Origin of the sequence: Motiliproteus sediminis (assembly GCF_017912535.1) — a bacterium.
GTDB lineage: Bacteria > Pseudomonadota > Gammaproteobacteria > Pseudomonadales > Balneatricaceae > Motiliproteus > Motiliproteus sediminis.
In genome coordinates, this window is the sequence record NZ_JAERQK010000011.1 from 72,704 (window position 1) to 97,452 (window position 24,749).

General features: G+C 60.1%; 25 protein-coding genes. 11 read left to right on the forward strand and 14 right to left on the reverse strand.

The annotated features are described in order from the left end of the window. Positions 1 to 10: 10 nt before the first annotated feature. From JJQ76_RS16015 to def, 12 genes are all read right to left on the reverse strand, one after another. Positions 11 to 622: a DNA-3-methyladenine glycosylase family protein gene (locus JJQ76_RS16015; RefSeq protein WP_210397947.1), complete on the reverse strand. Its 612-nt coding sequence runs from the start codon at positions 620 to 622 to the stop codon at positions 11 to 13. Between the two features lie 49 nt (positions 623 to 671). Continuing rightward, positions 672 to 1,595 carry a histone deacetylase family protein gene (locus tag JJQ76_RS16020; protein WP_343232548.1) on the reverse strand — a complete coding sequence of 308 codons (924 nt, stop codon included), beginning with the start codon at positions 1,593 to 1,595 and terminating at the stop codon, positions 672 to 674. 9 nt (positions 1,596 to 1,604) lie between these two features. Continuing rightward, positions 1,605 to 2,141 carry a D-glycero-beta-D-manno-heptose 1,7-bisphosphate 7-phosphatase gene (gmhB, locus tag JJQ76_RS16025; RefSeq protein ID WP_210397949.1) on the reverse strand — a complete coding sequence of 179 codons (537 nt, stop codon included), beginning with the start codon at positions 2,139 to 2,141 and terminating at the stop codon, positions 1,605 to 1,607. A 110-nt stretch (positions 2,142 to 2,251) separates the two neighbouring features. Continuing rightward, a complete protein-coding gene (gene glyS / locus JJQ76_RS16030; RefSeq protein WP_210397950.1) occupies positions 2,252 to 4,300 on the reverse strand; it encodes a glycine--tRNA ligase subunit beta in 2,049 nt (682 codons plus the stop codon). Further along, the gene (gene glyQ / locus JJQ76_RS16035; RefSeq protein ID WP_425515237.1) at positions 4,300 to 5,247 is read right to left on the reverse strand and encodes a glycine--tRNA ligase subunit alpha; all 948 of its coding nucleotides are present in this window, start codon (positions 5,245 to 5,247) and stop codon (positions 4,300 to 4,302) included. The genes glyS and glyQ overlap by 1 nt, the downstream gene beginning before the upstream one ends. 162 nt (positions 5,248 to 5,409) lie before the next feature. Next, positions 5,410 to 5,994: a class I SAM-dependent methyltransferase gene (locus JJQ76_RS16040; protein WP_210397954.1), complete on the reverse strand. Its 585-nt coding sequence runs from the start codon at positions 5,992 to 5,994 to the stop codon at positions 5,410 to 5,412. After that, the gene (gene ybaK, locus JJQ76_RS16045) at positions 5,994 to 6,470 is read right to left on the reverse strand and encodes a Cys-tRNA(Pro) deacylase (protein WP_210397955.1); all 477 of its coding nucleotides are present in this window, start codon (positions 6,468 to 6,470) and stop codon (positions 5,994 to 5,996) included. Before ybaK ends, JJQ76_RS16040 begins: the two co-directional genes overlap by 1 nt. Before the next feature lie 33 nt (positions 6,471 to 6,503). Next, a complete protein-coding gene (locus JJQ76_RS16050) occupies positions 6,504 to 7,952 on the reverse strand; it encodes a TrkH family potassium uptake protein (RefSeq protein WP_210397956.1) in 1,449 nt (482 codons plus the stop codon). A 16-nt stretch (positions 7,953 to 7,968) separates the two neighbouring features. Further along, positions 7,969 to 9,345: a Trk system potassium transporter TrkA gene (gene trkA, locus JJQ76_RS16055; RefSeq protein WP_210397957.1), complete on the reverse strand. Its 1,377-nt coding sequence runs from the start codon at positions 9,343 to 9,345 to the stop codon at positions 7,969 to 7,971. A gap of 16 nt (positions 9,346 to 9,361) precedes the next feature. After that, on the reverse strand, positions 9,362 to 10,654 hold the full coding sequence (rsmB, locus tag JJQ76_RS16060; RefSeq protein WP_210397958.1) for a 16S rRNA (cytosine(967)-C(5))-methyltransferase RsmB: 1,293 nt from the start codon (positions 10,652 to 10,654) through the stop codon (positions 9,362 to 9,364). Further along, positions 10,651 to 11,613 (reverse strand): methionyl-tRNA formyltransferase, encoded by a 963-nt coding sequence (fmt, locus tag JJQ76_RS16065; protein ID WP_210397960.1) that lies wholly within the window; start codon positions 11,611 to 11,613, stop codon positions 10,651 to 10,653. The genes rsmB and fmt overlap by 4 nt, the downstream gene beginning before the upstream one ends. A gap of 73 nt (positions 11,614 to 11,686) precedes the next feature. Beyond that, complete coding sequence (gene def / locus JJQ76_RS16070) at positions 11,687 to 12,193, reverse strand: peptide deformylase (protein ID WP_210397961.1); 507 nt, start codon at positions 12,191 to 12,193, stop codon at positions 11,687 to 11,689. 148 nt (positions 12,194 to 12,341) lie between these two features. Between def and JJQ76_RS16075 the strand changes: the two genes are divergently transcribed. The 6 genes from JJQ76_RS16075 to JJQ76_RS16100 all read left to right on the forward strand — a co-directional run bounded on the left by JJQ76_RS16075 (position 12,342) and on the right by JJQ76_RS16100 (position 19,117). Then, positions 12,342 to 13,376 (forward strand): LysM peptidoglycan-binding domain-containing protein, encoded by a 1,035-nt coding sequence (locus JJQ76_RS16075; RefSeq protein ID WP_210397963.1) that lies wholly within the window; start codon positions 12,342 to 12,344, stop codon positions 13,374 to 13,376. A gap of 33 nt (positions 13,377 to 13,409) precedes the next feature. Then, positions 13,410 to 14,540 carry a DNA-processing protein DprA gene (gene dprA, locus JJQ76_RS16080; RefSeq protein ID WP_210397965.1) on the forward strand — a complete coding sequence of 377 codons (1,131 nt, stop codon included), beginning with the start codon at positions 13,410 to 13,412 and terminating at the stop codon, positions 14,538 to 14,540. An 81-nt stretch (positions 14,541 to 14,621) separates the two neighbouring features. Further along, positions 14,622 to 15,128 (forward strand): 5-(carboxyamino)imidazole ribonucleotide mutase, encoded by a 507-nt coding sequence (gene purE / locus JJQ76_RS16085; protein WP_210397967.1) that lies wholly within the window; start codon positions 14,622 to 14,624, stop codon positions 15,126 to 15,128. Between the two features lie 2 nt (positions 15,129 to 15,130). Continuing rightward, on the forward strand, positions 15,131 to 15,688 hold the full coding sequence (gene tsaC, locus JJQ76_RS16090; protein WP_210397970.1) for an L-threonylcarbamoyladenylate synthase type 1 TsaC: 558 nt from the start codon (positions 15,131 to 15,133) through the stop codon (positions 15,686 to 15,688). A gap of 19 nt (positions 15,689 to 15,707) precedes the next feature. Further along, positions 15,708 to 16,619, forward strand: a complete 912-nt coding sequence (gene hemF / locus JJQ76_RS16095; RefSeq protein WP_210397972.1) for an oxygen-dependent coproporphyrinogen oxidase — start codon at positions 15,708 to 15,710, stop codon at positions 16,617 to 16,619. A 125-nt stretch (positions 16,620 to 16,744) separates the two neighbouring features. Beyond that, on the forward strand, positions 16,745 to 19,117 hold the full coding sequence (locus JJQ76_RS16100) for a Lon protease family protein (protein WP_210397974.1): 2,373 nt from the start codon (positions 16,745 to 16,747) through the stop codon (positions 19,115 to 19,117). A gap of 39 nt (positions 19,118 to 19,156) precedes the next feature. Here the strand turns inward: JJQ76_RS16100 and gpt are convergent, their stop codons facing one another. Further along, positions 19,157 to 19,645, reverse strand: a complete 489-nt coding sequence (gene gpt / locus JJQ76_RS16105; RefSeq protein WP_210397976.1) for a xanthine phosphoribosyltransferase — start codon at positions 19,643 to 19,645, stop codon at positions 19,157 to 19,159. Continuing rightward, a complete protein-coding gene (locus JJQ76_RS16110; protein ID WP_210397978.1) occupies positions 19,642 to 20,196 on the reverse strand; it encodes a gamma carbonic anhydrase family protein in 555 nt (184 codons plus the stop codon). Before JJQ76_RS16110 ends, gpt begins: the two co-directional genes overlap by 4 nt. 103 nt (positions 20,197 to 20,299) lie before the next feature. Between JJQ76_RS16110 and prlC the strand changes: the two genes are divergently transcribed. The 5 genes from prlC (at position 20,300) to JJQ76_RS16135 (ending at position 24,746) form a co-directional block, all read left to right on the forward strand. Next, positions 20,300 to 22,351, forward strand: a complete 2,052-nt coding sequence (gene prlC, locus JJQ76_RS16115) for an oligopeptidase A (RefSeq protein ID WP_210397980.1) — start codon at positions 20,300 to 20,302, stop codon at positions 22,349 to 22,351. After that, positions 22,348 to 22,596, forward strand: coding sequence for a YheV family putative zinc ribbon protein (locus JJQ76_RS16120; protein ID WP_210397982.1), 249 nt, complete (start codon positions 22,348 to 22,350; stop codon positions 22,594 to 22,596). The genes prlC and JJQ76_RS16120 overlap by 4 nt, the downstream gene beginning before the upstream one ends. Positions 22,597 to 22,624: 28 nt before the next feature. Next, a complete protein-coding gene (locus JJQ76_RS16125) occupies positions 22,625 to 23,218 on the forward strand; it encodes a TetR/AcrR family transcriptional regulator (RefSeq protein WP_210397984.1) in 594 nt (197 codons plus the stop codon). Beyond that, positions 23,215 to 23,793 carry a DNA-3-methyladenine glycosylase I gene (locus JJQ76_RS16130; RefSeq protein ID WP_210397986.1) on the forward strand — a complete coding sequence of 193 codons (579 nt, stop codon included), beginning with the start codon at positions 23,215 to 23,217 and terminating at the stop codon, positions 23,791 to 23,793. Before JJQ76_RS16125 ends, JJQ76_RS16130 begins: the two co-directional genes overlap by 4 nt. A 95-nt stretch (positions 23,794 to 23,888) precedes the next feature. Next, positions 23,889 to 24,746: a DMT family transporter gene (locus JJQ76_RS16135; RefSeq protein WP_246481039.1), complete on the forward strand. Its 858-nt coding sequence runs from the start codon at positions 23,889 to 23,891 to the stop codon at positions 24,744 to 24,746. Positions 24,747 to 24,749 lie beyond the last annotated feature (3 nt).

A 24,749-nucleotide genomic window follows, 5' to 3' on the forward strand; every position in this document is an offset into this window, starting at 1 on the left:
GACGGTCCGCTTACGCCGGTGCACCGTGGTAGTAATGCCACAGAAATAGTGCGCCGGCGGAACGGTGAGGCGCCCATGCGGCTGTGAGTTCGCGGCACTGTTTTGGCGTTGGTCGTTGTTCCAGCCGTTTCAGCCGCTGCAGGGCAACCTGAAGCGCCAGGTCGTCGGCAGGGAATATGTCACTACGGCCGAGCGAAAACATCAGATAGATCTCGGCGCTCCAGCGCCCAAACCCCCGCAGCCGGACGATCGCGTCGATGGCATCCTGATCGTCCATTGCCGCCAGCTCATCCATCGGGAAATGCCCCTCGATAATGGCGTTTGCCAGCCCGATGACGTACTCACACTTGCGTTGCGATAGCCCCAGTGCGCGCAGACGCTCCGGGGGTAACGCGCGGATGGCGTCTGGGGTGAGCTGTGGCAGGGCCTCACGCACTCGGTCCATAATGACCCGCGCAACATTGGCGCCGATCTGCTGACTGACGATGGTGGACACCAGGGTGTCAAAGCCAGCGGGTCGAATGCGAGGGGGTGGATAACCGACCTGCGACAGAGCGCTCTGCACGTCCGGGTCCTGAATCGCCAGCTGATCGAGACGAGTCTGTATCTGCTGCTGGTTCATTCCTCGTCTCCTGGCAGCGCCGTTCTGTGCCGGCGCTCATGGTCGTGATTCAGTCTGCTTGGATCGTCTGCGCCGCAGTCTCAATCAGTAACGCATGGCGCTTGGCCAGGCGTTGGTGGTCGTGATCGTAACCGCCGCCGATGTAGGCCGCGACCGGTATATTAAGGCGCCTCGCCCAGTGGAATACCATACGGTCGCGGCGGCGAATGCCCACATCGCTCAGGGACAGTCGTCCGAGGCGATCATCGGCATGGACATCGGAGCCACCGTCGTATAGCAGGATGTCCGGTTTCAGTTTGCGCTCCAGCAGTTGCAATACCCGCTGGAGTTCGCTGAGGTAATCATCATCCTGCATTTGGTTGGGCAGTGCCACGTCCAGGTCGCTTTGCTGCTTCTCGAACGGGTAGTTATCTGCACCGTGGAGGGAACAAGTGAAAGCGCGAGGTTCGTGTTGGAGAATGGAAGCGGTGCCGTCGCCCTGATGCACATCGAGGTCAAGAATCAGAACCTGGTTGAGCTTATCCTCCTCCAACAGTGCCAGTGCAGTGACTGCCAGATCGTTAAACACGCAAAAGCCTCGACCACCGTCGTGAAAGGCGTGGTGGGTGCCGCCCGCCAGATGGCAGGCGAGTTTCCGTTTAAGTGCGACCCGAGCGGTGGCGATGCTGCCGCCGACCGCGGTCGTTGAGCGTAGCACCAGCGCCGGTGACCAGGCGAAGCCGATATCGCGTAGCTCTGTGGGGGATAGCTCTCCCGCCATGAAACGGTCCACATAACCGGGGTCGTGGGCGCGGTATAGCTGGTCCTGTGTGCAGGGCGACGGGATCAGGGTATTGCGCTGGTGAGCGAGGCCTCGTTCGTGCAGCAGCTCGTGTAGCAAGCGATACTTGGCCATCGGGAAGCGGTGCTTCTTGTCCCACGGAATGCTGTAGTGAGGGCTGTAGATCAGCGGCAGTGTGCACGAGTGTTTCACGTGGAACGCCTAACCAAGGATCTGATCCACAGCATCGGCCAGGTCATTGCAAATGATGACACCGTCAAGCCCTTCGCCCTTGGCGAGTGTGCGCTCGCCCTTGCCGGTGCGAACCAGAATGGGGATGCAGCCACAGGCTTGCCCCGCCTGAAGATCGCGAAGACTATCGCCAACAATGTAGGCCCGTTCTGCTGACAGATCGAACGCCTGCTCAATCTGATGGATCATCCCGGGCAGGGGCTTGCGACAGTCGCACCGGTCGTCAGGTCCGTGAGGGCAGAAAAAGATACCATCAATCCGGCCGCCGGCAGCCTCGACCAGAGCGGTCATTTTGGCGTGCATGGCGTCGAGTTGTTGCTGGTCAAAATAGCCGCGCGCCAGGCCTGACTGGTTGGTGGCAATGGCGACCTTGTAGCCGGCTTGGGACAGACGTGCGATCGCTTCGGTGCTGCCGGGTATCGGGATCCACTCGTCGACACTTTTGACGTAGTGGTCGGAGTCCTGATTGATGACGCCGTCACGATCGAGAATTACCAGCTGGGTCATGAAAAGCCTCGGAAGGGGGAAGTCGCGCCTAAGCCACCTCCTCGGGCGGCGTTTAGAAACAAAAAAGCCGGCGCTATTATAGCACCGGCTTTTTAGCCTGCTCGCTATGGCTACAGCAGCGAGATATCGGCGCCGCGCAGGAAAAGGCCGCGTAGTGAAGTTAGCAACGCCAGACGGTTGTTACGCACCTGTTCGTCGTCGGCCATTACCATCACCTGATCAAAGAACTGATCCACCGGCTCGCGCAAGGTGGCCAGACGTTCATACGCCGCCGCGTAGTCACAGACGTTGAATTTTGATTCAACTTCGTTGCGGATCGTCTCCAGTGCATCGAACAACGCCACTTCAGCGTCCTCGCTCAGCAGTTCCCGACGGACGCTCGCGGGGGCGCTCGCCTGTTCCTGCTTGGCGAGGATATTGGAAACCCGCTTGTTGGCAGCAGCCAGCGCGGTGGCTTCGTTCATCGCGCGGAAGCGATTAACCGCGGTGACCCGCTTGGCAAAATCGAGCGGCCGGGTAGGGCGTGTGGCAACCACCGCCTGAAATACTTCCGCCGGTACGCCGTCGTCTTCAAACCAGGCACGGAAACGCTCCAGCATAAAGTCGAGCACTTTATCCGCGAGGCCGTCACGAGCGGGCAGATTAGCGTGCAGGTCAGCGCTGAAATCCAACAGCTCACGCAGATCCAGATCGAGTTCTTTCTCAACCAGAATGCGCAACACACCGAGCGTCGCCCGACGCAGTGCAAAGGGGTCCTTGCTGCCGGTTGGGGGCTGATTGATACCAAACAGACCGGTCAGGGTGTCGAGGCGGTCAGCCATGGCGACGGCGCAACCGGTAAGGGTTTGCGGCAGTTGGTCACCGGCAAACTTGGGCAGGTATTGCTCCAGCATGGCCGCGGCAACTTCGTCGTGCTCGCTATCATGCTTGGCGTAGTAGCTACCCATCAGGCCCTGAAGGTCGTCGAACTCCAGCACCATTTCGGTGACCAGATCGGTCTTGCACAGCATCCCTGCACGTTCTGCCAGGGCGCGATCACCGCCAATGCGGCTGGCGATCTCCCCGGCGAGTTTGGCGATCCGTTCGGTCTTGTCAAACAGGGTGCCTAACTGTTGCTGGAAGACGATCGGCTTGAGGCGATCAATGCGCGATTCCAGTGTCTGCTTCTTGTCGGTCTCAAAGAAGAACGCGGCGTCTGACAGGCGTGGGCGGATCACCTTTTCGTTGCCGGCAATCACCTGCTGCGGATCACTGCTTTCGATGTTGGAAACGGTAATGAAGTAGGGCTGGATCTGACCGGCATTATCGACCACGTGGAAGTATTTCTGGTGTTCTTTCATGGAGGAGATCAGCGCTTCAGCCGGTACGCTGAGGAAACGCTCCTCGAAGCGTCCAGCCAGTGCTACTGGCCACTCGACCAGTGCGGTAACCTCATCCAACAGGTCGTCGTCGATCACCGCCGTGGCGCCTAGGTTCTGGGCCGCCAGAGTCACCTGCTCGTGGATATTGTCGCGACGGCTGGCGAAGTCGGCCATTACATAGGCGTTGTCGCGCAGCACCCGGTCATAGTCGGCAGGTGCCATGATTTCGATGGCGCGGTTGTAGTGGAAGCGATGGCCGTAGGTCTTGCGTCCCGCCTTGTGGCCGAGGACTTCGGCGTCGATCACTTCGTCACCCAACAGCATCAGGCACCAGTGGGCCGGACGTACGAACTCAACTTTGCTCGCTCCCCAGCGCATCCGCTTGGGAATCGGCAATGCCGCCAGTGAACGGTTGACGATCTCTGCCAGCAGGCCGGCGGTCGGCTGTCCTTGCTGGATGGAGCGATACTGGTAGTACTGTCCTTTGTCGGTGTCTATCACTTCCAGCGCGTCGGCATCGACGCCGCAACCGCGGGCAAATCCGGCCACCGCTTTCTCCGGCGCCTTTACCGAGGGGCCGCGCTTTTCGATTTCGCGATCCGGCTGACGCTCGTCCAGTGACTCCACCAAAACTGCCAGACGACGAGGGGCGGCGTACAGGCGCACCTTGCCGAAGTTCAGGTCCGCATCACGCAGTCCCTGCTCAATGCCGGCACCAAAGGCTTCCGACAGCTTCTTCAGTGCTTTGGGTGGCAACTCCTCAGTGCCGATCTCCACCAGAAAATCATGCTGGGACATCAGTTTTCCTCCGTGGCGGTCAGCAGTTCGGCGCGCAATTCTTCGGCAGCCAGCGGGAAGCCCTTGGCCTTGCGTGCGTCGTAGTAGGTTTCGCAAACGGCGCGTGCCAGGGTGCGAACGCGCAGGATGTAGCGCTGCCGTTCAGTGACCGAAATAGCGTGTCGGGCGTCCAGCAGATTGAAGGTGTGCGAGGCCTTCATCACCATTTCATAAGCGGGCAGCGGCAGGTTCTTTTCGATCAGGCGCTGGCTCTCTTTTTCGTAGTTATCGAAGCACTGGAACAGGAAGTCGACGTCCGCCTCTTCAAAGTTGTAGGTCGACATCTCCACTTCGTTCTGGTGGAACACGTCGCCGTAGGTGACCTTGCCCTGCGGGCCATCGGTCCACACCAGGTCGTAGATGCTGTCGACGCCCTGCAGGTACATGGCGATGCGCTCGAGACCGTAGGTGATCTCGCCGGTAACCGGGTAGCACTCCAGCCCACCGACCTGTTGGAAGTAGGTGAACTGGGTCACTTCCATGCCGTTGAGCCACACTTCCCAGCCGAGGCCCCAGGCCCCGAGGGTCGGGGATTCCCAGTTGTCTTCAACAAAGCGGATGTCATGAACCAGCGGGTCGATGCCGAGGCGTTTAAGGGAGTCCAGATAGAGCTGCTGGATGTTGTCTGGTGACGGCTTCATCACCACCTGAAACTGGTAGTAGTGTTGCAGGCGGTTGGGGTTTTCACCGTAACGGCCGTCAGTCGGGCGGCGGCAGGGCTGCACATAGGCCGCATTCCAGCTTTCCGGTCCGACCGCGCGCAGGGTAGTGGCGGGGTGGAAGGTACCGGCACCAACTTCCATATCCAGTGGCTGAACCAGTACACAGCCCTGTTCGGCCCAGAACTGTTGCAGGGCCAGAATCAGACCCTGAAAGGTGCTGACATCTGCAGTTGTGGTGTCACTCACGTAGGTCACCTTAGAGATTGTTGACATCGACGAATTCAAAGACCGCACATTATACATAAATCTCGCAACCTATGGGCCTTGGCGGCGGTTTTCGCGGGCGTGGATAACCTTGTGCAAAAGAAGCGGCAGGCTGTGGATAAATCAGGGCTTACGCTGGTAGTGTCAGCGGGTGCGTCGAGCGATCAGAGCGGCCTGGTTGCGGAGTCCCCGGGTCAGCTCACCAGCATCACGCTCCTCCCGGTATAGGAGCAGCTCAAGCTCTGCAAACAGGTGCAGCAGTTCACCGGGCTCGAGAGTATATGCGGGGTTGCTGGGACCGCTACCGGCATCCGGGCGTTGTTGGGTAAAGGTCTGGTAGAGCAGTACGCCGCCAGGACGGAGGGCGGCTGAGATAGCCGGACACAGTGCGCGGTTGAGGAATCCCGAAACGGTGATCAGATCGAACCCGGCTTCGGGCAGAGGGGTTTGATCGAGATCGGCGACGACGGTACTCAATGACAAGGCTTCGTTGTCGGCCTGGTGCTGCAAGTGAGCGAGGGCGTTTGCAGCAATATCCCAAGCTTCAACGCAGAGGCCGCGGCGGGCTACAAACAGCGCGTTGCCACCACGACCGCAGGCCAGGTCGAGTGCGTGGCCACCGGCCGGCAGCAGGTGGGCATAGTCCACCAAGGTTTGACAGGGGCTAGGTTCGGTCGCTGCTGCGTTGCTGTAGCGCGCATTCCAGCGCTGGCGATCGGCGTCGCTCATCAGCTGCGCCCGATCGGCGCGAACTGTGCCCCGGTGAGCAGGGCCAGGTCCGCTGCGGCCAGTTCGATCTCCAGCCCGCGGCGTCCACCGCTAACGCAGATGGTCGCAAGCCGTTCGGCGCTGTCGTCGATTACCATCGGCAGGCGTTTTTTCTGGCCCAACGGGCTAATCCCGCCAACAATGTAGCCGGTAGCGCGCTGGGCTTGCTGCGGATCGGCCATGGTTACCTTTTTGCATTTGAGCGCGCTGGCAATCGCTTTCAGATTGAGCGTGCCGCTTACCGGGACCACGCCGACGGCGAGTTTTTTCGGGTCGCCGTCGATGCTGACCAGGAGGGTCTTGAACACCTGATCGGGGCTGATCCCCAACGCCGTAGCCGCCTCTTCGCCATAGTTGGCATTGCTGGGGTCGTGGGTGTACTCCTTGACGTTAAACGGAATTTTGGCCTTCTTGGCTGCGTTGACGGCGGGAGTCATGGACGGACGGCTTCCTTCCAGATTGGCGGGCGTTTAGCGGCGCCAGAACGTGGGAGTGAACAGCACCAGCAGGGTAAATACCTCCAGGCGACCCAGTAGCATGGAGAAGCAGAGTATCCACTTGGCGGTGTTGTTGAGGTCGCCATAGTGGGCGGCTACATCACCCAACCCCGGGCCGAGATTGTTGAGGGTGGCACCAACGGCGGTCCAGGCGGTGACCTGATCGAGGCCGGTGCCCAGCAAGGCGATCAGCATAATGACAAACACGATCAGATAGACAGAAAAGAAGCCCCATACCGCTTCGGCGACCCGGTCTGAAATCGGTCGTTTACCCACTTTGATCGGGATGACCGCATTGGGGTGAAGCAACCGTTTTACCTCGCGCGCACCCTGTTTGAGAATGATCAGGATGCGAATTACCTTCATGCCCCCGGCGGTGGAGCCGGCACACCCGCCGGCAAAGGCGGCGATGAACAGTAAAAACGGCAGCATGGTGGGCCAGATGGAGAAGTCCGCGGTGGCAAAACCGGTGGTAGTGGCGATGGAAACCACCTCGAAGCTGGCGTAACGCAGGGCTTCCAGTCCCTGATAGGTACCGAACAGTTCAAGGACGACGGTAGTGAACAGAATGATGCCGATCAGAATCACGAAATAGAACCGCACCTCCGGATCCTGCCAGTAATGGCGTAGGGTTTTTTGGCGCCAGGCGGTAAAGTGCAGGGCGAAGTTAATACCGGAAACCACCATAAAGAAGATCGCTACCGACTCGATCGCCGGGCTCTGAAAGTAGCCAATACTGGCATCATGGGTGGAGAATCCGCCGATGGCAACGGTGGAGAAACTATGGGTAACCGCGTCGAACAGACTCATACCCGCCAGCCAGTAACCGATGGCGCAGAGGATGGTAAGGGAGAGGTAGATGTACCACAGCGCTTTGGCGGTTTCGGTGATCCGCGGCGTGAGCTTGGAGTCTTTTACCGGGCCCGGAGTTTCGGCGCGGTAGAGCTGCATCCCCCCGATACCGAGCATCGGTAAGATCGCCACTGCCAATACGATGATCCCCATACCGCCAAACCACTGCAACTGTTGCCGGTACCACAGAATAGATTCCGGTAGCAGGTCAATGCCGGTAATCACGGTGGCGCCGGTGGTGGTCAGGCCCGAGAGCGATTCGAACAGCGCATCAACCACTGAGAGATGCGGAGTGTGGGACAGCATCAGCGGGATAGCACCGAAGATGCCCAGTACCGCCCAGAACAGCACGGTGATCAGGAAGCCGTCGCGGGTACGAAGGTCCTGACGTACCCGATAGACCGGTGCCCAGATCAGACAACCGGTGATCAGGGTGATGGCGAACGCAATCAAAAAGGGTAGCGAGGCGCCGTCATCATAGAGCAGCGAAATCCCCACCGGAGGCAGCATGGTGAAGCTGAACAGCATCAACAGGATGCCGAGTATGCGCAGGATGACTCTGAAGTGCATGCTGCCGAATTCCCTGTCAGAAGAAGGTCAGGCCAACCTGGAACAGATGTTCCACGTCGGGGATATAGCGCTTGTCGATCAGGAACAGAATCACGTGGTCGCCGTTTTCCACTACCACATCATCGTGAGCGATCAGAACTTCGTCGTTGCGAACAATAGCACCGATAGTGGTTCCCGGGGGCAGGTCGATGTCTTCGATGGCGCGTCCCACTACCTTAGAGCTGCGGCGGTCGCCGTGAGCGATCGCCTCCATTGCTTCGGCCGCACCCCGGCGTAGTGAGTGAACGTTCACTACGTCCCCGCGCCTCACATGAGTCAGCAGGCTGCCTATTGTCGCTTGTTGAGGCGAGATGGCGATGTCGATCACGCCACCTTGAACCAGATCGACGTAGGCGGGGTTGTTGATCAGCGTCATCACCGTTCGTGCTCCCAGACGTTTGGCCAGCATCGAGGCCATGATGTTGGCTTCGTCGTCGTTGGTGAGGGCGCAGAACACGTCGGTACTTTCGATATTCTCCTCCAGCAGCAGATCCTGGTCGGAGGCGCTGCCCTGCAGCACTATTGAGCGATTAAGCTGATTGGCCAGCAGGTTACAGCGGCCGATGTTGCGCTCAATGATCTTGACCTGAAACTCCTCTTCAAGCTGGCGAGCCAGGTTGGCGCCGATGTTGCCGCCGCCGGCGATCATGATGCGCTTGTAGGGACGGTCGAGCCGGCGCAGCTCGCTCATGACCGAGCGGATATCCTTGCGCGCGGCGATGAAGAACACTTCATCGTCCGCTTCAATGACGGTGTCGCCTTGCGGAATGATCGGGCTGCCACGACGAAAAATTGCCGCTACCCGTGTATCCACTGCCGGCATATGGGCACGCAGATAAGCGATTTCGTGACCCACCAGCGGACCGCCGTAAAATGCTTTTACGGCTACCAGCTGCGCCTTGCCCTCGGCAAAATCGAGCACTTGCAGCGCACCCGGATGCTCGATCAGGCGCTTGACGTGGCGGGTCACCAGCTGCTCTGGGCTGATCAATACGTTGATCGGGATCGCCTTGTCGGTGAACAGTTTGTCTTTCTCCGCCAGGTATTCGTGGCCGCGCACCCGGCCGATGCGGGTGGGGGTGTGGAACAGACTGAACGCCACCTGGCAGGCAACCATATTGACGGCGTCACTGTTGGTGACCGCGATCAGCATGTCGGCGTCTTCGGCACCGGCCTGTTCCAGCACCCGTGGGGTAGAACCCTGTCCTTCGACGGTGCGGATATCGAGCCGATCCTGCAGTTCGCGCAGGCGGGCCATATCGGTATCGACGATGGTGATGTCGTTGGCTTCGTTGGCGAGGTTCTCGGCCAGCGTCGCACCGACCTGTCCGGCGCCAAGAATAATGATCTTCATGCGGCTAGCACGCTACTCATTGAGATTTATCCAACACGGCATAGTAAAAGCCGTCGTGGCCGTTTTCCTGAGGGAAAAGCTGCCGCCCGTAGGGGCGGGCAATACCCCAGTCCACCTTCAGCGGCAGTTCCTGTGCCTCAGGATGCCTGCTTAAAAAGTCGCCGACAACCCGTTCGTTCTCTGCCGGTAACACTGAGCAGGTGGCGTACAGCAATCGCCCCCCCGGACGGAGCATTGACCATAGGTTGTCGAGAATCGCTCGCTGCAACTTGCTTAGCTGTTGAATATCGGCGGCTTGACGCAGGACTTTGATGTCGGGATTGCGGCGAATGACGCCGGTAGCCGAGCAGGGTACATCGGCAAGGATACAATCGAAGGGCAGCCCGTCCCACCAGTCGCTGCGGGCTGCGTCGGCTGCGCGTATCTCGCAGCGGAGCCCGAGTCGGGCCAGGTTCTCTTCGATTCGCGGCAGGCGTTGTTCGCTGAGTTCCAGCGCCAGGCAGTGATCAAGCGCGGCCTCGGTTTCAAGAATATGGCCGGTTTTCCCACCGGGTGCTGCACAGGCGTCGAGGACGCGTTGACCCGCCTTGAGCTGCAGCAGTCCTGCAGCCAGTTGGGCGGCTTCGTCCTGAACGCTGAATAAACCCTCAGCGTAACCGGGCAGGGTGGGGACATCAGCCGGTCGATCGAGGGTGATGGCCGCGGGCGAAAAGCGCCCCGGCCGGGCGCTGATGCCCGCCTCGAACAGCTGGGCCAAGTAACCTTCGCGGTTGGTGCGTGTCAGGTTGACCCGCAGGGTTAACGGCGCAGGAAGATTGTTCTGCGCGAGGATCGATTCAGCGTGCTCCGGCCAGGCCTGCTTTAGCTGTTGTACCAGCCAGTCGGGGTGGGCGTGACGGGCTTCATTGCTGGCCTGGCCCCGGGGGCTTAACTGCGGATCTCGCTGAACACCGCGAAGCACACCGTTAATCAGCCCCTTGGCCCAGCCTTTCTTTAACTTCTGGCAGGCGGCCACGGTTTCGCCGATGGCGGCGTGGGCGGGGATGCGGGTATGCAGGAGTTGGTAGAGGCCTACCAGGATCAGCGCTTCGATATCGCGGTCCTTGGGCTTGAGTGGTTTTGCCAGTCGCTCGCTGAGCAGTAGCTGCAGTGCCGGCAGCTGGCGGCAACTACCGTAGCACAGCTCCTGCAGCAGCGGCCGGTCGCGCTCCGGAGTTCGTGCAAGGGCTGGCGGCAGGGCTTGTGCCAGCGACCCCTCCTGCTTGAGGACCGCCATCAGGCAGCGTGCGGCCTGTACGCGAACGCTCATGCCGGTTCGATATCGAAACGGTTGCCGGCCCGGAACAGGTCCTGTCGGGCGTTCAACAGGTCGGCGACAGCAAGTTGGCGGGCATTGGGCAGCTGCAGCCGGGTGATGCTGAGAATACCTTGGCCAGTTGCCACCTGCAGGCCATCGCGGTCGGCGTTGATTAACGTACCGGGTTGCTGATCGCTGCCATGCTCCAGCGCTTGGGCCTCCCATACTCGAACACGCTCGCCTTGGAGCGAGCTATAGGCCACCGGCCAGGGGTTGAGGCCGCGCACCTGGCGGGCCAGTTCGCTGGCAGGGCGCTGCCAGTCGATCAGCCCCTCCTCCTTGGTCAGCTTGTGGGCATAGGTGGCCTGGCTGCTGTCCTGCACTTCGCTGGGAAGCGTGCCGCGTTGCAGCTGTTCCAGCGCATCGAGCAGAGCCTCGGCGCCCAGTTCGGCCAAGCGGTCGTGAAGGGTGCCGCTGGTATCGTCAGCGGCGATCGGGCAGCGGAGTTTCAGTCGCATGGCGCCGGTATCCAGCCCTTCATCCATCTGCATGATGGTGATTCCGGTTTCGCTGTCATCGGCTAGCAGGGCACGATGAATAGGCGCAGCACCACGCCAGCGGGGCAGCAGTGATGCATGGATGTTAATGCAGCCGAGGCGAGGGGTTTGCAGCACCGCCTTGGGCAATAGCAGGCCGTAAGCCGCCACGATCATCAAGTCGGCGTCAAAGCTGGCCAGCAGGCGACGATCCTCTTCATCCTTGAAATTCAGTGGTTGGCACACGGTGATTCCGGCCTCCAGCGCCGCAACCTTGACCGGTGAGGGAGTGAGCTTGCGTCCGCGACCGGCAGGGCGGTCAGGCTGGGTATACACCGCGACGATCTGGTGGTCCGATTGAATCAGGGCGTCGAGACTGACGGCCGCAAATTCCGGCGTACCGGCGAAAATGATGCGAAGGGGCGAATGGCTCATGGCTGCGGTTCCTGCTGGAAAAAAAACAGGCTTGTAAACAAGCCTGCCGCGGTGATCTGGAGCGGGTCCGAGCTCAAGCCGACGCCCGGTGTTGCTTCTCGAGTTTCTTGCGAATGCGGTTTCGCTTCAGTGGCGAGAGGTAATCGACGAACAGTTTGCCGTTCAGGTGATCAATCTCATGCTGGATACAGACGGCCAGCAGATCCTCGGCTTCGAGCTCGTAGGGCTTGCCGTCGCGATCCAGCGCCTTGAGGCGGATGTGACGGGGGCGCACCACCTCTTCGTAAAAACCGGGAACCGACAAACAGCCTTCCTGGCAGCTCTCAAGTTCTTGATCCAGAACCTCGTATTCCGGGTTGATCAGCACCAGCGGTTCGCTTTTGTCTTCGCTGACATCGATCACTACCAAACGCTTGTGCACGTTTACCTGTGTCGCGGCAAGACCGATACCGGGAGCGTCGTACATGGTTTCGAACATGTCGTCGATGATCTGACGCAGGTTGTCGTCAACCGCTTCGACCGTTTCTGCCTTGGTGCGCAGGCGGGGATCAGGAAACTCTAAAATATCTAATAAAGCCATAACAAAACAGTAGGTTAAGAGGGTTATTTGGCGGGCGAAGCGTTGCTTATTTGGACGTTATGCCTATTATACTGTTTACATCTATACATTCCATAGCAAGAATAGGCCCGAGGACGGCTCTGTCCGGCGTTGCAAAGGGATTTACCGAATGAGAAAGCTTTTGCTGAGCGTTACCCTGGCCCTGCTCACCGGGCCCTTTATGTCGGCTGCGGTTCAGGCTGATGTGGTTAAACTGGCGGCCGATCACCCGGAGCGTTACGTGGTGGTCAAGGGTGACACCCTGTGGGATATCGCTAATCGTTTCCTTGCCACGCCTTGGCGCTGGCCGGATGTCTGGTACGTCAACCCGCAAATCGACAACCCCCACCTGATCTATCCGGGCGATGTGATCTATCTGGTTTACGTGGATGGCAAACCCCAGCTACGGATTGATCGCGGTCCGCGCAAACTCTCGCCAACCGTTCGTCGTACGCCGCTGGAGCAGGCGATTCCGTCGATACCTTTGCAGGACATCAAGAGCTTCCTGTCTGACAATCTGGTGTTGGAGCGTAATACCCTTGAATCGGCACCCTATGTTGTCGGTGGCGTTAACGACCGAATCGTCGCCGGTGCCGGGGACAAGATCTATGCCCGTGGTACGCTGCTGGCAGAAAACCAGAACTTCTATGGGGTCTACCGTCCCTCACGTACTTATACCGACCCTGACAGCGGTGAGTTTCTGGGGTTTGAAACCCAGTCAGTCGGCGGTGGTTACCTGCTGGGCAGTGAGGGTGATATCCATACACTGCAGCTGAAACGCACCAGTGAAGAGGTTCGCGTTTTGGATCGGGTGTTACCGACGCAGGAGGAGGTAGTGCAGTCGGTGTTCTATCCCTCATCGCCGGCACAAAAGATTGATGGGCGAATCCTGGCGGTGCTGGACGGGGTGACTCAGATCGGTCAGTTCGATGTGGTTACCATCAACCGCGGTGCTCGCGAGGGTCTGGAGCCGGGCAATCTGCTGCAGGTCCACAAAGCCGGTGAGCGAGTGCGTGATCCGGTCACACAGGAGTTCATCAACCTGCCGTCCGAGCGCGGTGGATTGGTGATGGTGTTTAAAGTGTTCGAGAAAGTCAGTTATGCGCTGGTCATGCAGGCGGAAAACGTGCTGGCGGTGATGGACGAGGTTCGCTCCCCCCGCTGATTCGCCTTCGCAGCGCCGGATCAAGGATGATCAATGCAGCGGCGCCATCAATTGGGTCTGGTGTTAAGCCGGACCCGAGGGTTTTCTCCTCGAATCGTCAAGCAACTCTATCAGGCGTTCGGCTCTGCCGAGCGCCTTTTTTGTGCGTCTGACGCTGAACTGGCGGTGCAGGAGCTATCCCCGGCGCTGATTCGGCGATTGCGGCGGGCCGAGCACGCCGATGACGCCAAACGGGCGCTGGATCTCACCGCCGAATGGTTGCAGCAAAGCGGGGATCACCACCTGCTCTGTCTGGATGATCCTGAATATCCCGCCATCTTGAATGAAATTGATGATCCGCCGGTCTGTCTGTTCTTGCGCGGCGACCCCGAACTGCTGCTGTTTCCCCAACTGGCCATCGTTGGCAGTCGCCGCGTGACACCGCGCGCCGCTGCTGATGCACGTCAGTTGGCGCAGGCGCTGTCGGAGGCTGGGTTGGTTCCCACCAGCGGCCTTGCACTGGGCGTGGATGCCTGTGCTCACCAGGGCGCGCTAGCCGGGCGGGGGCTTACGGTGGCGGTTCTGGGCAGTGGGGTTGACCAGATTTCACCCCGCTGTCATCAGGCATTGGCGCAGCAGATAGTCGGTCGTGGCGGCGTGATCCTGTCGGAATTCAGCCTTGGAACTCCGCCATTACCGGCCCATTTCCCCCGTCGTAACCGCATCATCAGTGGCCTGAGCCTGGGTGTACTGGTGGTCGAAGCAGCGCTGCGCAGCGGCTCGTTGATCACCGCCCGGTTGGCGGCCGAGCAAGGGCGTGAAGTGTTCGCTTTGCCCGGGTCGATTCACAATCCGGGCAGCGCTGGTACTCACCAGTTGATCCGCCAGGGTGCCGCGCTGGTGACCAGGCCGGAACACATTCTGCAGGAGCTTGCCCCGCTATTGAGCGGCTTTGCCAACGCCGTCGTACAACAGCCGCCGGCGAACACCGGGCCTGAGCAGGCTGCTGGTGCGCTGGAGGGCGATGGATCCAAGGTTCTGGCCGCCACAGATTATCAGCCCACCAGCCTTGATCTGCTGGTGGAGCGCTGCGGATTGCCGGCGTCGGTGGTGCAGAGCGAGCTGCTGGCACTGGAGCTGGAGGGGAGGGTTATGGCGGTTTCCGGTGGCTTTCAGCGGCTATAGAACTTGAGCCGAATTACCTTGAAAGGGCTCCGCGACTAGGGTAGTTTTCCGCCTTTTCTCTAGCACAGAAAGGTATTTCTCATGTCTCAGTCATTTGTTGCGATCCTGATGGGTTCAGATTCCGACCTGCCGGTCATGGAAGCCTGCATGGATACCCTCAAGAGCCTGCAAGTGCCCTTTGAAGTGAAGGTCAGTTCTGCTCACCGTACCCCCGTGGCGACTCACGACTACGTCAAGGACGCTGATCAGCGTGGCTGCGTCGCCTTTATCTGTGCCGCCGGTATGGCTGCCCATCTCGCCGGTGCCGTTGCTGCCAACACCACCAAGCCGGTGATCGGGGTTCCAATCAACTCCTCCCTCGACGGCCTCGACGCGCTGCTGTCCACCGTGCAGATGCCGGGCGGAATTCCGGTGGCGACGGTTGCCATTGGCAAGGCCGGTGCCAAGAACGCCGCTTACCTGGCCAGCCAGATTCTGGCAACAAAAGATGCCGCGCTGGCGCAGCGCCTGATCGACGACCGCCAAGCGATGACTGAAGCCGTAATCGCCAAGGACGCGGCGCTGCAGGAGCGTCTGGCGAACGCCTAAAGGTGGATCGCTGGCGTTTAAGACAGGCCGTTCGCGCCCTCGGCGCGGGCGGTGTGATTGCCTATCCGACTGAAGCGGTGTGGGGGCTCGGTTGCGACCCCTGGCAGCGGGCGGCAGTTGAACGTCTGCTGCTGCTCAAGTCACGTCCGCAGCACAAGGGCCTGATTCTGGTTGCCTCCGACATTGAGCAACTGGCGCCGCTATTGGCCGGTCTCAGCGCTGCTGAGCGTGATCAACTGGCTGCCACCTGGCCGGGCCCCAACACTTGGTTGCTGCCCGATCCGCAGGGTTGGGTTCCGGAATGGGTCAAGGGCCAGCATGCCAGCGTGGCTGTGCGGGTGAGCGCGCACCCGCTGGTGCGCTCTCTCTGCCGGGCTTTCGGCGCTCCGTTGGTGTCGACATCGGCAAATCCTGCAGGGCAGGAGCCGGCCCGTAGCGCTGGCGACGTTCGGCAGATGTTTCCGCGTCAACTGGACTATCTGCTACCGGGGCCGCTGGGCGGCCTGGACAAACCTACCGTCATTCGAGATCTGCGCAGCGGTTCACTGTTGCGCAGTTGAGCCGCTGAGGAGCACTACCATGTCTACCGTCGATATCAGCGCCGTTGTTGCCTTCATGCAGCAGTTGCAGGATGAAATCTGTGCCGGACTGGAGCTGGCGGATGGGCGGGCGAGTTTTGTTGAAGACCGCTGGCAGAAAGCATCCGGCGGGGGTGGTCGCTCACGAGTGATGGTGGACGGTGCGGTGTTCGAAAAGGGTGGGGTGAATTTTTCCCATGTCCGTGGTGACAACATGCCGGGCTCGGCCACAGCCCACCGGCCGGAGCTGGCGGGTCGCAGTTATCAGGCAGTGGGGGTTTCGCTGGTGATGCACCCCGATAACCCTTACGTGCCCACGTCCCACGCCAATGTGCGTTTCTTTGTCGCCGAAAAAGCGGGCGAAGCGCCGATCTGGTGGTTTGGTGGCGGCTTTGACCTGACGCCTTGCTACGGTTTCCGCGAGGACTGTGTTGATTGGCACCGCGCCTCCAAGGCGATCTGCGATGGCTTTGGCCCCGAGCGCTACGCCGATTACAAAGCCTGGTGTGATCGCTACTTCTACCTCAAACATCGTGACGAGACCCGCGGTGTGGGCGGACTGTTCTTTGACGATTTGAACCAGCCGGATTTCGCCTCCTGCTTCGAGTTCGTCAAGGCCGTCGGGCGCGGCTACCTCGAGGCCTACCTGCCGATCGTCAAGCGGCGCCAGGATACCCCCTACGGCGAACGTGAGAAGCGGTTTCAGAACTACCGTCGCGGCCGCTACGTGGAGTTCAATCTGGTCTGGGACCGCGGCACCCTGTTTGGCCTGCAGTCCGGCGGGCGGACCGAATCGATTCTGATGTCGATGCCGCCAGTGGCGCACTGGTTGTATGACTATCAGCCTAAGCCGGGCAGCGCGGAAGCCGCGTTAAGCGAGCAGTTTCTGGGTGCGCGGGACTGGCTGACTTGACCGAATCGATTGCTTTTTGATCAAAAAGGGGGCGTTTTCGCCCCCTTTCCTGTTGCTGCTTGCGCCAATAGATTCCGGCAGTTATAACTCGGTGTAACGATAGTGCTGACTCACCGGAGGTAGGAATGGCATCAGGGAACGAGCTCACCGCGGCAGAGCTATACCATCACTGCGACCCCGAACTGCTGCCATTCAAAACCACCGAAACGCTGGAAGAGTTCAGCGGCATCTACGGCCAGGAGCGTGCCGTGGAAGCGATGGAGTTTGGCATCGGCATGCGGCGGCCGGATTACAATATGTTTGTGATGGGGCATTCGCAGAGCGGGCGCTTCTCCTTCGTGATGGAAACCCTTAAGCGCGAGGCCAAGCGGGAAAAGAAACCCCTCGACTGGTGCTACCTCAACAACCACAACGATCAGCGTTACCCCCAGGCGTTCTATTTTGCCCCCGGTAAGGCGCTGGTGTTCAAGAACGACATCCGTCATCTGCTGGAATCAGTCTCCTCCGAACTGCCCTCCGCCTTTGAAAACCCCGCCTATCAGCGCCAGAAAAGTCGTCTGGAGCGCGAATTCAACCGCTACTACGATCTGGCGCTGGAAGAGGTGGAAAACGCTGCCCGGGCCAAAAGTATCGCGCTGTACAGAGATGCCGGCAGTGTCGGCTTTACCCCGGTGGCTGAGGGGCAGGCGATGGATGAAGCGGCGTTCTCGCAGCTGAGCGAGGATGAGCGCAACCGCATCAACAGCGATATCAACCATCTTGAAGAGTTGTTGAACGACTCGCTCACCAGCTTGCCGCAATGGCGGCGTGAGTCCAACGAGAAACAGAAGAAACTCGAACACGAAACCGCTCGTGCGGCGTTGCACCCGCTTTTTTTGCCGTTGAAAGAGAAGTATGCCTCGCAACCGCGGGTGGTGACCTATCTGACCCAGTTGGAGCAAGAGCTGGTGAAGGGGGCGGCGGAGCTGGTGGCCGAGGACAAACTGGGCGAAAGTCGCAGCGAATCCGCACGTCTGGCGCAGCTGGAAGAGCAGTACGGCGCCAACCTGATGGTCAACCATCACAAGACCAAGGGCTCACCGGTGGTGTTTGAGTCCCATCCCACCTACGAAAACCTGTTTGGACGGGTGGAGTACACCAGCGAAATGGGCGCCCTGGTGACCAATTACCAACTGATCCGGAGCGGCTCGCTGCATCAGGCCAACGGTGGTTATCTGGTGTTGGAAGCCGAGCGCCTGTTCGAACATCCGATGGTGTGGTCGGCGCTGAAGCGTTCGTTGAAATCGAAGGAACTGCGGATCGAAAATCCCTTTGCCGAATACGCCAGCGTCAGCACCATTACCCTGACTCCGGAGCCGATTCCTCTCGACCTGAAGGTGGTAATAATCGGCGACCGCGATCTCTACTACATGCTGCAGCAGATGGATCCTGATTTCTCCAAGCTGTTCCGCGTGGTAGTGGACTTTGACGAGGATGTGCCGCGCAGTGACGCCGCGGTGCGCAACTATGCCCGCTTGATGAAAACCCTGTCGCTGCAGGAAGGCTGCGCCCATCTGGACCGCAAGGCGGTGGCGCGCCTGGTGGAACACAGCTCGCGGCTTTCGGAAGATCAGCAACGTCTGTCCGCCCATATCGGCGAGATGATGGATCTGATCTGTGAAGCGGATTACAAACGCCAGAAGCATGGCGGAGATCTGATCCAGGCCGAACATATCGAACTGGCGCTGGTGGCCAAAGAGCGCCGCACCGATCGCATCAGCTCGCGCATGCGCGAAGAGGTGATCAACGAGGTGATCCTGATCGATACCCAGGGTACCGCGGTGGGCAAGTGCAACGGGCTTACCGTGCTTCAGGTCGGCGATGTCAGCTTCGGCACCCCGGCACGGATCACCGCCACGGTTCATCCCGGTAACCGCGGTATCGTCGACATCGAAAAAGAGGTCACCCTGGGGCAGCCGATTCACTCCAAGGGGGTGATGATCCTGTCCGGTTATCTGGGGCACAAGTATGCCCAGGACTTCCCGCTGTCGATCTCTGCCAGCATCGCGCTGGAACAGTCCTACGGTTATGTGGATGGCGACAGTGCCTCGCTGGCGGAAATCTGCACCCTGATCTCCGCCCTGACCCACACCCCGATCAAACAGAACTTTGCCATTACCGGCTCCATCAACCAGTACGGCGAGGTGCAGGCGATCGGCGGGGTCAATGAAAAGATCGAAGGCTTCTTCGATGTCTGTGTGGCCAAGGGACTGACGGGTGATCAGGGGGCGATTATTCCCAAGGCCAACGTGCGCAACCTGATGCTCAAGCGTTCGGTGGTGGATGCGGTGGAGCAGGGGTTATTCCATGTCCATAGTGTCGCTACCGTGGACGAATGCCTTGAATTGCTGACCGGCAAGAAGGCTGGAGACCGCAAGCACGACGGCAATTTTACCCAGCGCAGCCTCAATGCCCAGGTAGTGCGGCGCTTGCGGGATATCGCCAAGGCCAAGGCCTGAAACAGGCGTTAACGGCCACCCCGCAGGTGGCCGGCACGGTCAGCGCGACACCAGCGGCTTGGCGAACTGGAACTCCATATCCCAGGGAAAGCGGATCCAGGTGTCCTGACTGACTTCGGTAATAAAGGTGTCCACCAGTGGCCGCCCCGCCGGCTTGGCATAGATAGTGGCGAAGTGCGCCTTCGGCAGCATTTCGCGCACCGCACGGGCGGTTTTGCCGGTATCGACCAGGTCGTCTATCAGTAAGAAGCCCTCGCCGTCGCCGTCCACCTTCTTGAGGAAATTGAGCTGCCCCTGGTTGTCCTGCTCGCCGCTGTCGCTCTCCTGATAGCTGACCACGCAGACCGTATCGATCAGGCGTATATCCAGTTCCCGGGCGATGATCGCGGCCGGTACCAAGCCGCCGCGGGTGATGGCGATAATTCCCTTCCAGGGACCCCGATCGAGCAGGCGCCAAGAGAGGGCGCGGGCGTCACGGTGGAGCTCCTCCCAGGAGATCGGGAAGTCTTTGCGGTACGGGGTATTCATTCTGCGGTGTCCTGTGCAAAGGGTTGAGCCAGGTGCTGATCCTTGAGGCGCACGTAATTGGCTGCGGTGTAGGTGAAGAATGCCATCTCTTTGTCGGTCAGTTTACGCACCTGTTTGGCGGGGCGCCCCACATACAGGTGGCCCGATTCCAGCGTCTTACCCGGCGGAACCAGTGAACCCGCCCCCAGCACTACGTCGTCCTCGATTACGGCTCCGTCCATCACCATGGACCCCATGCCGATCAGCACCCGGTTACCGATGGTGCAGCCGTGCAGCATTGCCAGGTGGCCGATGGTGACATCATCACCGATCAGCAGCGGGAAACCGTCCGGGTTGTAGGGGCCGGCATGGGTAATATGCAGGACAGAGTTGTCCTGAACGCTGGTGCGCGCCCCGATGCGGATGCGGTGCATATCACCCCGAATGGATACCAGCGGCCAGACGGAGCTGTCGTCGCCGAGATTGACGTCGCCGAGTACCACCGCTGACGGGTCGACAAAGGCACGTTGGCCCAATTGAGGGCGTTTTCCTTGGTATTCGCGGATGTTCATTGTTTCTCCAGCGGGTTAAACTGAGCACTCTTAAGATGACTTTAAGCAAACTTTGGCATTTTATCGCAAAGCCATAACCTCGGTGTATCGGCAGTTCTCTTTTATGACCAATCCGCTCCTCCAGCCGCACGACTTTCCGCCCTTTGATCAGATTCGTCCCCAGCATGTGGTTGCGGCCATCGACGCGATCCTGGCCGAAAACCGCGACGCCCTGAACCGCTTGCTGCAAAGCCCCCCGGTCGACTGGACGCTGGTGTCACAGCTGGAGGGGCTGGAGGAACGACTCAGCAATGCGTGGTCGCCGGTGGGCCATATGAATGCGGTGGTCAACAGTGACGAGCTGCGCGAAGCCTACAACGCCGCACTGCCCAAGCTGACGGCCTATTATACCGAGCTTGGCCAGAATCGACGCCTGTTTGAGGCCTACCAGGCGCTGGCCGACAGCGATGCCTATCAGCAGCTCGACCCGACCCGGCGCAAGGTAGTCGATAATGCGTTGCGGGATTTCCGTCTCTCCGGGGTCGCCCTCGAAGGGGAGGCGAAAACTCGCTATGGCGAAATTCGCCAGCGCTTGTCAGAACTCAGCACCCGCTTTTCCGAGAACGTGCTCGACGCCACTAATGCCTGGAGTAAAACGCTTGATAGCGCGGAGGCGTTAGTGGGGCTGCCGCATAGCGCGCTCGCGGCGGCACGTCAGTCGGCCGAGCAGCAGGGCGAATCAGGCTATCGAATTACCCTCGAGTTTCCCTCCTATGTGGCAGTAATGACGCATGCCGAAGACCGTGCGCTGCGTCAGGAGGTCTACACCGCTTTTGCTACCCGCGCCTCGGATCAGGGACCACACGCCGGCCAGTGGGACAATCAGGCGCTGATCGATGAAACCCTGGCGTTACGGCACGAGCTGGCCAACCTGCTGGGCTTTGGCTCCTACGCTGATTACTCGCTGGCGACCAAAATGGCCGAGACGCCGGCTGAGGTGATTGCGTTTCTCGAGGATCTGGCCGAACGCAGTTTGCCCATGGCGCGGCATGAGTTTGCCGAGCTGGCCGCGTTTGCCGAGGAGCGTGACGGCATTGACCAGCTGCAGGCCTGGGATGTTACCTACTACGCAGAGCAGCTGAAGCAACACCGCTATCAGCTGTCTCAAGAGGTGCTGCGGGCGTACTTCCCGGTCAGTCGGGTGCTGGATGGACTGTTTCGTATCGTTGGCCAACTGTTCGGCATTGAGGTGGTTGAGCAGCCGGCCAGCGGTCTGTGGCACCCCGACGCGCGGCTGTTCGAAATCCAGCAGGATGGTGACACCATCGGTCACTTCTACCTTGATCTCTATGCCCGTGCACACAAGCGTGGTGGTGCGTGGATGGATGTCTGCCGCACTCGCCGGCGCTGCCAAAGCGGCGAGCTGCAGCTGCCGGTCGCTTATCTGGTGTGTAACTTTAACCCGCCGGTGGGCGATCAGCCGGCGCTGTTGACCCACAACGAAGTCACCACCCTGTTCCATGAGTTCGGCCACGGCTTGCACCACCTGCTAACCGAAGTGGAGACCTCGCCCGTATCCGGTATTGCCGGGGTGGCCTGGGACGCGGTTGAACTGCCTAGCCAGTTCCTGGAGAACTGGTGTTGGGAATCACAAGCGCTGGGCTGGATCTCCGGTCACGTGGACAGTGGCGAGCCGTTGCCGGACGACCTGCTCCAGCAGATGCTGGCGGCGAAGAATTTTCAGTCCGGGATGATGATGGTACGCCAACTGGAGTTTGCCCTGTTCGATATGCGCTTGCATCAGCACTATGACCCGAGTAACCCCCAACCGGTGCAGCGGATACTCGATCATGTGCGCCAGCAGGTGGCGGTGGTTGAGGTGCCAGTGTTCAACCGGTTTCAATGCAGTTTTTCGCATATTTTTGCCGGCGGGTATGCGGCGGGGTATTACAGTTACAAGTGGGCTGAACTGTTGTCGGCCGATGCCTTTTCCCGTTTTGAGGAGGAGGGCGTGTTTAATCAGGAAACCGGACAGTCATTTCGCCGCGAGATTTTGGCGCGCGGCGGTAGCCGCGATGCGTTGGAACTTTTTTGCGCCTTTCGGGGAAGAAAACCCACACCGGAAGCGTTATTACGGCATAGCGGCATAACCACCACAGCGGGAGCCGGCGTATGAGCGTCAAACGTTTTATTGCCGGTGCCGTGTGCCCCCGTTGCGGTGACATGGACCGACTGCGCACCTACCGCGATGATCAACGCGAGTACCGGGAGTGCGTTAGCTGTGGCTACGAGGACGCCATGCGTCTGGATGGTGAGCCGGAAGCGCAAGAGGTGGAAACGCGGGTCACTCGACCCTCAACGGGTTTGGCTGCCGATGAACAGGTTCTGCAGTTCGTGGCCAACCCTAAACGCAAACATTGATCGCTGATGTATTGAGAAGGATCGTGGTATGGGACGTCCTGCTGCATTTGATCGTGACCAGGTGGTTCATCAAGTAACCGACCTGTTCTGGAAGAAAGGATATCTGGGCACGTCGATTTCCGATGTGGTGGCGGCTACGTCGCTGAAGCCGGGTAGCATCTATAACTCCTTCGACAGCAAGCAGAAGCTGCTGCTGGAAGCGTTGGACCACTATTCCAGCCAGAGCTTCGAACGGGTTCAGCGTTGCCTGCAGTCCAGCGACGGCTTGATGCCGGCACTGGAGCAGATGGTGTCGCAGCTTATCGATCTGGCTCAGGGAGATCCCGATGCCAGGGGGTGCCTGATGCTGAATATCTGGCTGGAGATGGCGGCCCACGACGAAGTGATCACCCAATACGTTCAGGGTGTGTTCGAACGCTTGGAGCAGGAGTTACGAGCCGCGCTGGAACGGGCCAAGACCGCGGGTGAACTGCGCCCTGAAGCGGATCCCGAGATGTTGGCCAAGTACATCATGATGACCACTTGGGGTATCCGGGTGATGAGTCGTGCGCGCCCCGATCGGGCGACTCTGGAGTCCCTTGCCGACCAGGCACTGATGCCTGTTCGTGCCCTGCTGGCATGATTCGGCGCTGCGACTGGTGCGAGGGCAGTGATGCCTATCGTGCCTACCACGACAGCGAATGGGGCGTTCCCCTGCATGACGACCGCCAACTGTTTGAGTTTCTGACCCTTGAAGGGGCGCAGGCCGGGTTGAGCTGGTCCACCATTCTGCATAAGCGTGAGGGCTATCGCCGTCTCTACGAGGGGTTCCAGCCCGAGCGGGTGGCAGCGTTCGAGCGCGCCGATATTGAACGTTTGTTGCAGGATCCGGCGATTGTGCGCCACCGTCTCAAGATCGAGGCATCGGTGACCAATGCGCGGGCCTTTCTGGAGCTGCAGGCGCGCTACGGCAGTTTCGACCGCTATATCTGGGACTTTGTCGACGGTACCCCGCAGCAGAATCGGTGGCGTTCGCTGGCCGATGTGCCTGCGCAAACCCCGACCGCGCAGGCGATGAGCAAGGCGCTTAAGAAAGCCGGTTTTCGTTTTGTCGGGCCAACCATCTGCTATGCATTCATGCAGGCAACCGGCATGGTTAACGATCACCTACACGACTGCTTCCGCCACCCCGAGGTAGCCGCCCTCGCCCCAGGCTGACTCCGCATCGGCCCGCCGCGGACTGCCATTGGCCGGCCGGATCCGTTAGCATGGCGGGCCGCTTTCACCACGTTACCCTTGGCATGACAATATTCTTGAAGATTTCCCCCGGGGCGCGCTTTATGCTGCTGTCCGCCCTCGGCTTTGCGCTGATGGCGGCGTGCGTCAAAGCGGTCAGTCTGCGTGGTATACCGGTGCTGGAGATCGTTGCCGCGCGGGCGCTGGTGTCGCTGGCGATCAGCTACATCGATGTTAAGCGACGGGGCGTCTACCTCTGGGGGCAGCACAAGCGGCTACTGATTGCGCGTGGCGTGGTCGGGGCGCTGGCGCTGATGTGCGTTTACTTTGCCGTCAGCACCCTGCCGCTGGCCGAAGCCGCGCTGTTGCAGTTCACCTATCCGGCGTTTACTGCGCTGCTGGCGCTGATCTGGCTTAAAGAACGGGTGCAGCTGGCAACGGCGGTCTGTATCGCCCTCAGCCTGGTGGGTCTGGGGCTGATGGTGTCGCCGGGGTTGAGCCTCCCGGGCCAGGCGCAGCTGCCGGCAATCAGTGTGATCGCTGCGCTATTGGGGGCATTCGGGAGTGCGGTGGCTTATGTGCTGGTAAGGCGGCTGGGGCCACATGAAGACAGCTCGGTGATCATCTTCTATTTTCCGCTCATTGCGCTGCCGGTCTCGGTTCTGTTGCTGGGCGAGGACTTTGTGATGCCCGATCCGGTTGCGCTGGGGCTGCTGTTGCTGGTGGGTATCTTTACCCAGGTGGGCCAGGTGGGCCTGACCAAGGCGATGGCGGTCGAAGCGGCCGGCAAAGCGACAGCGTACTCCTATGTGCAGGTGATCTTCTCGGCGCTGCTGGGTCTGGTTTGGTTTGCTGAAGTACCGACCCTGTGGACGCTGCTGGGCGGTGCCCTGATCATGGCCGGAGCGCTGGTCAACGCCTTGTGGAAGCGTTAACCG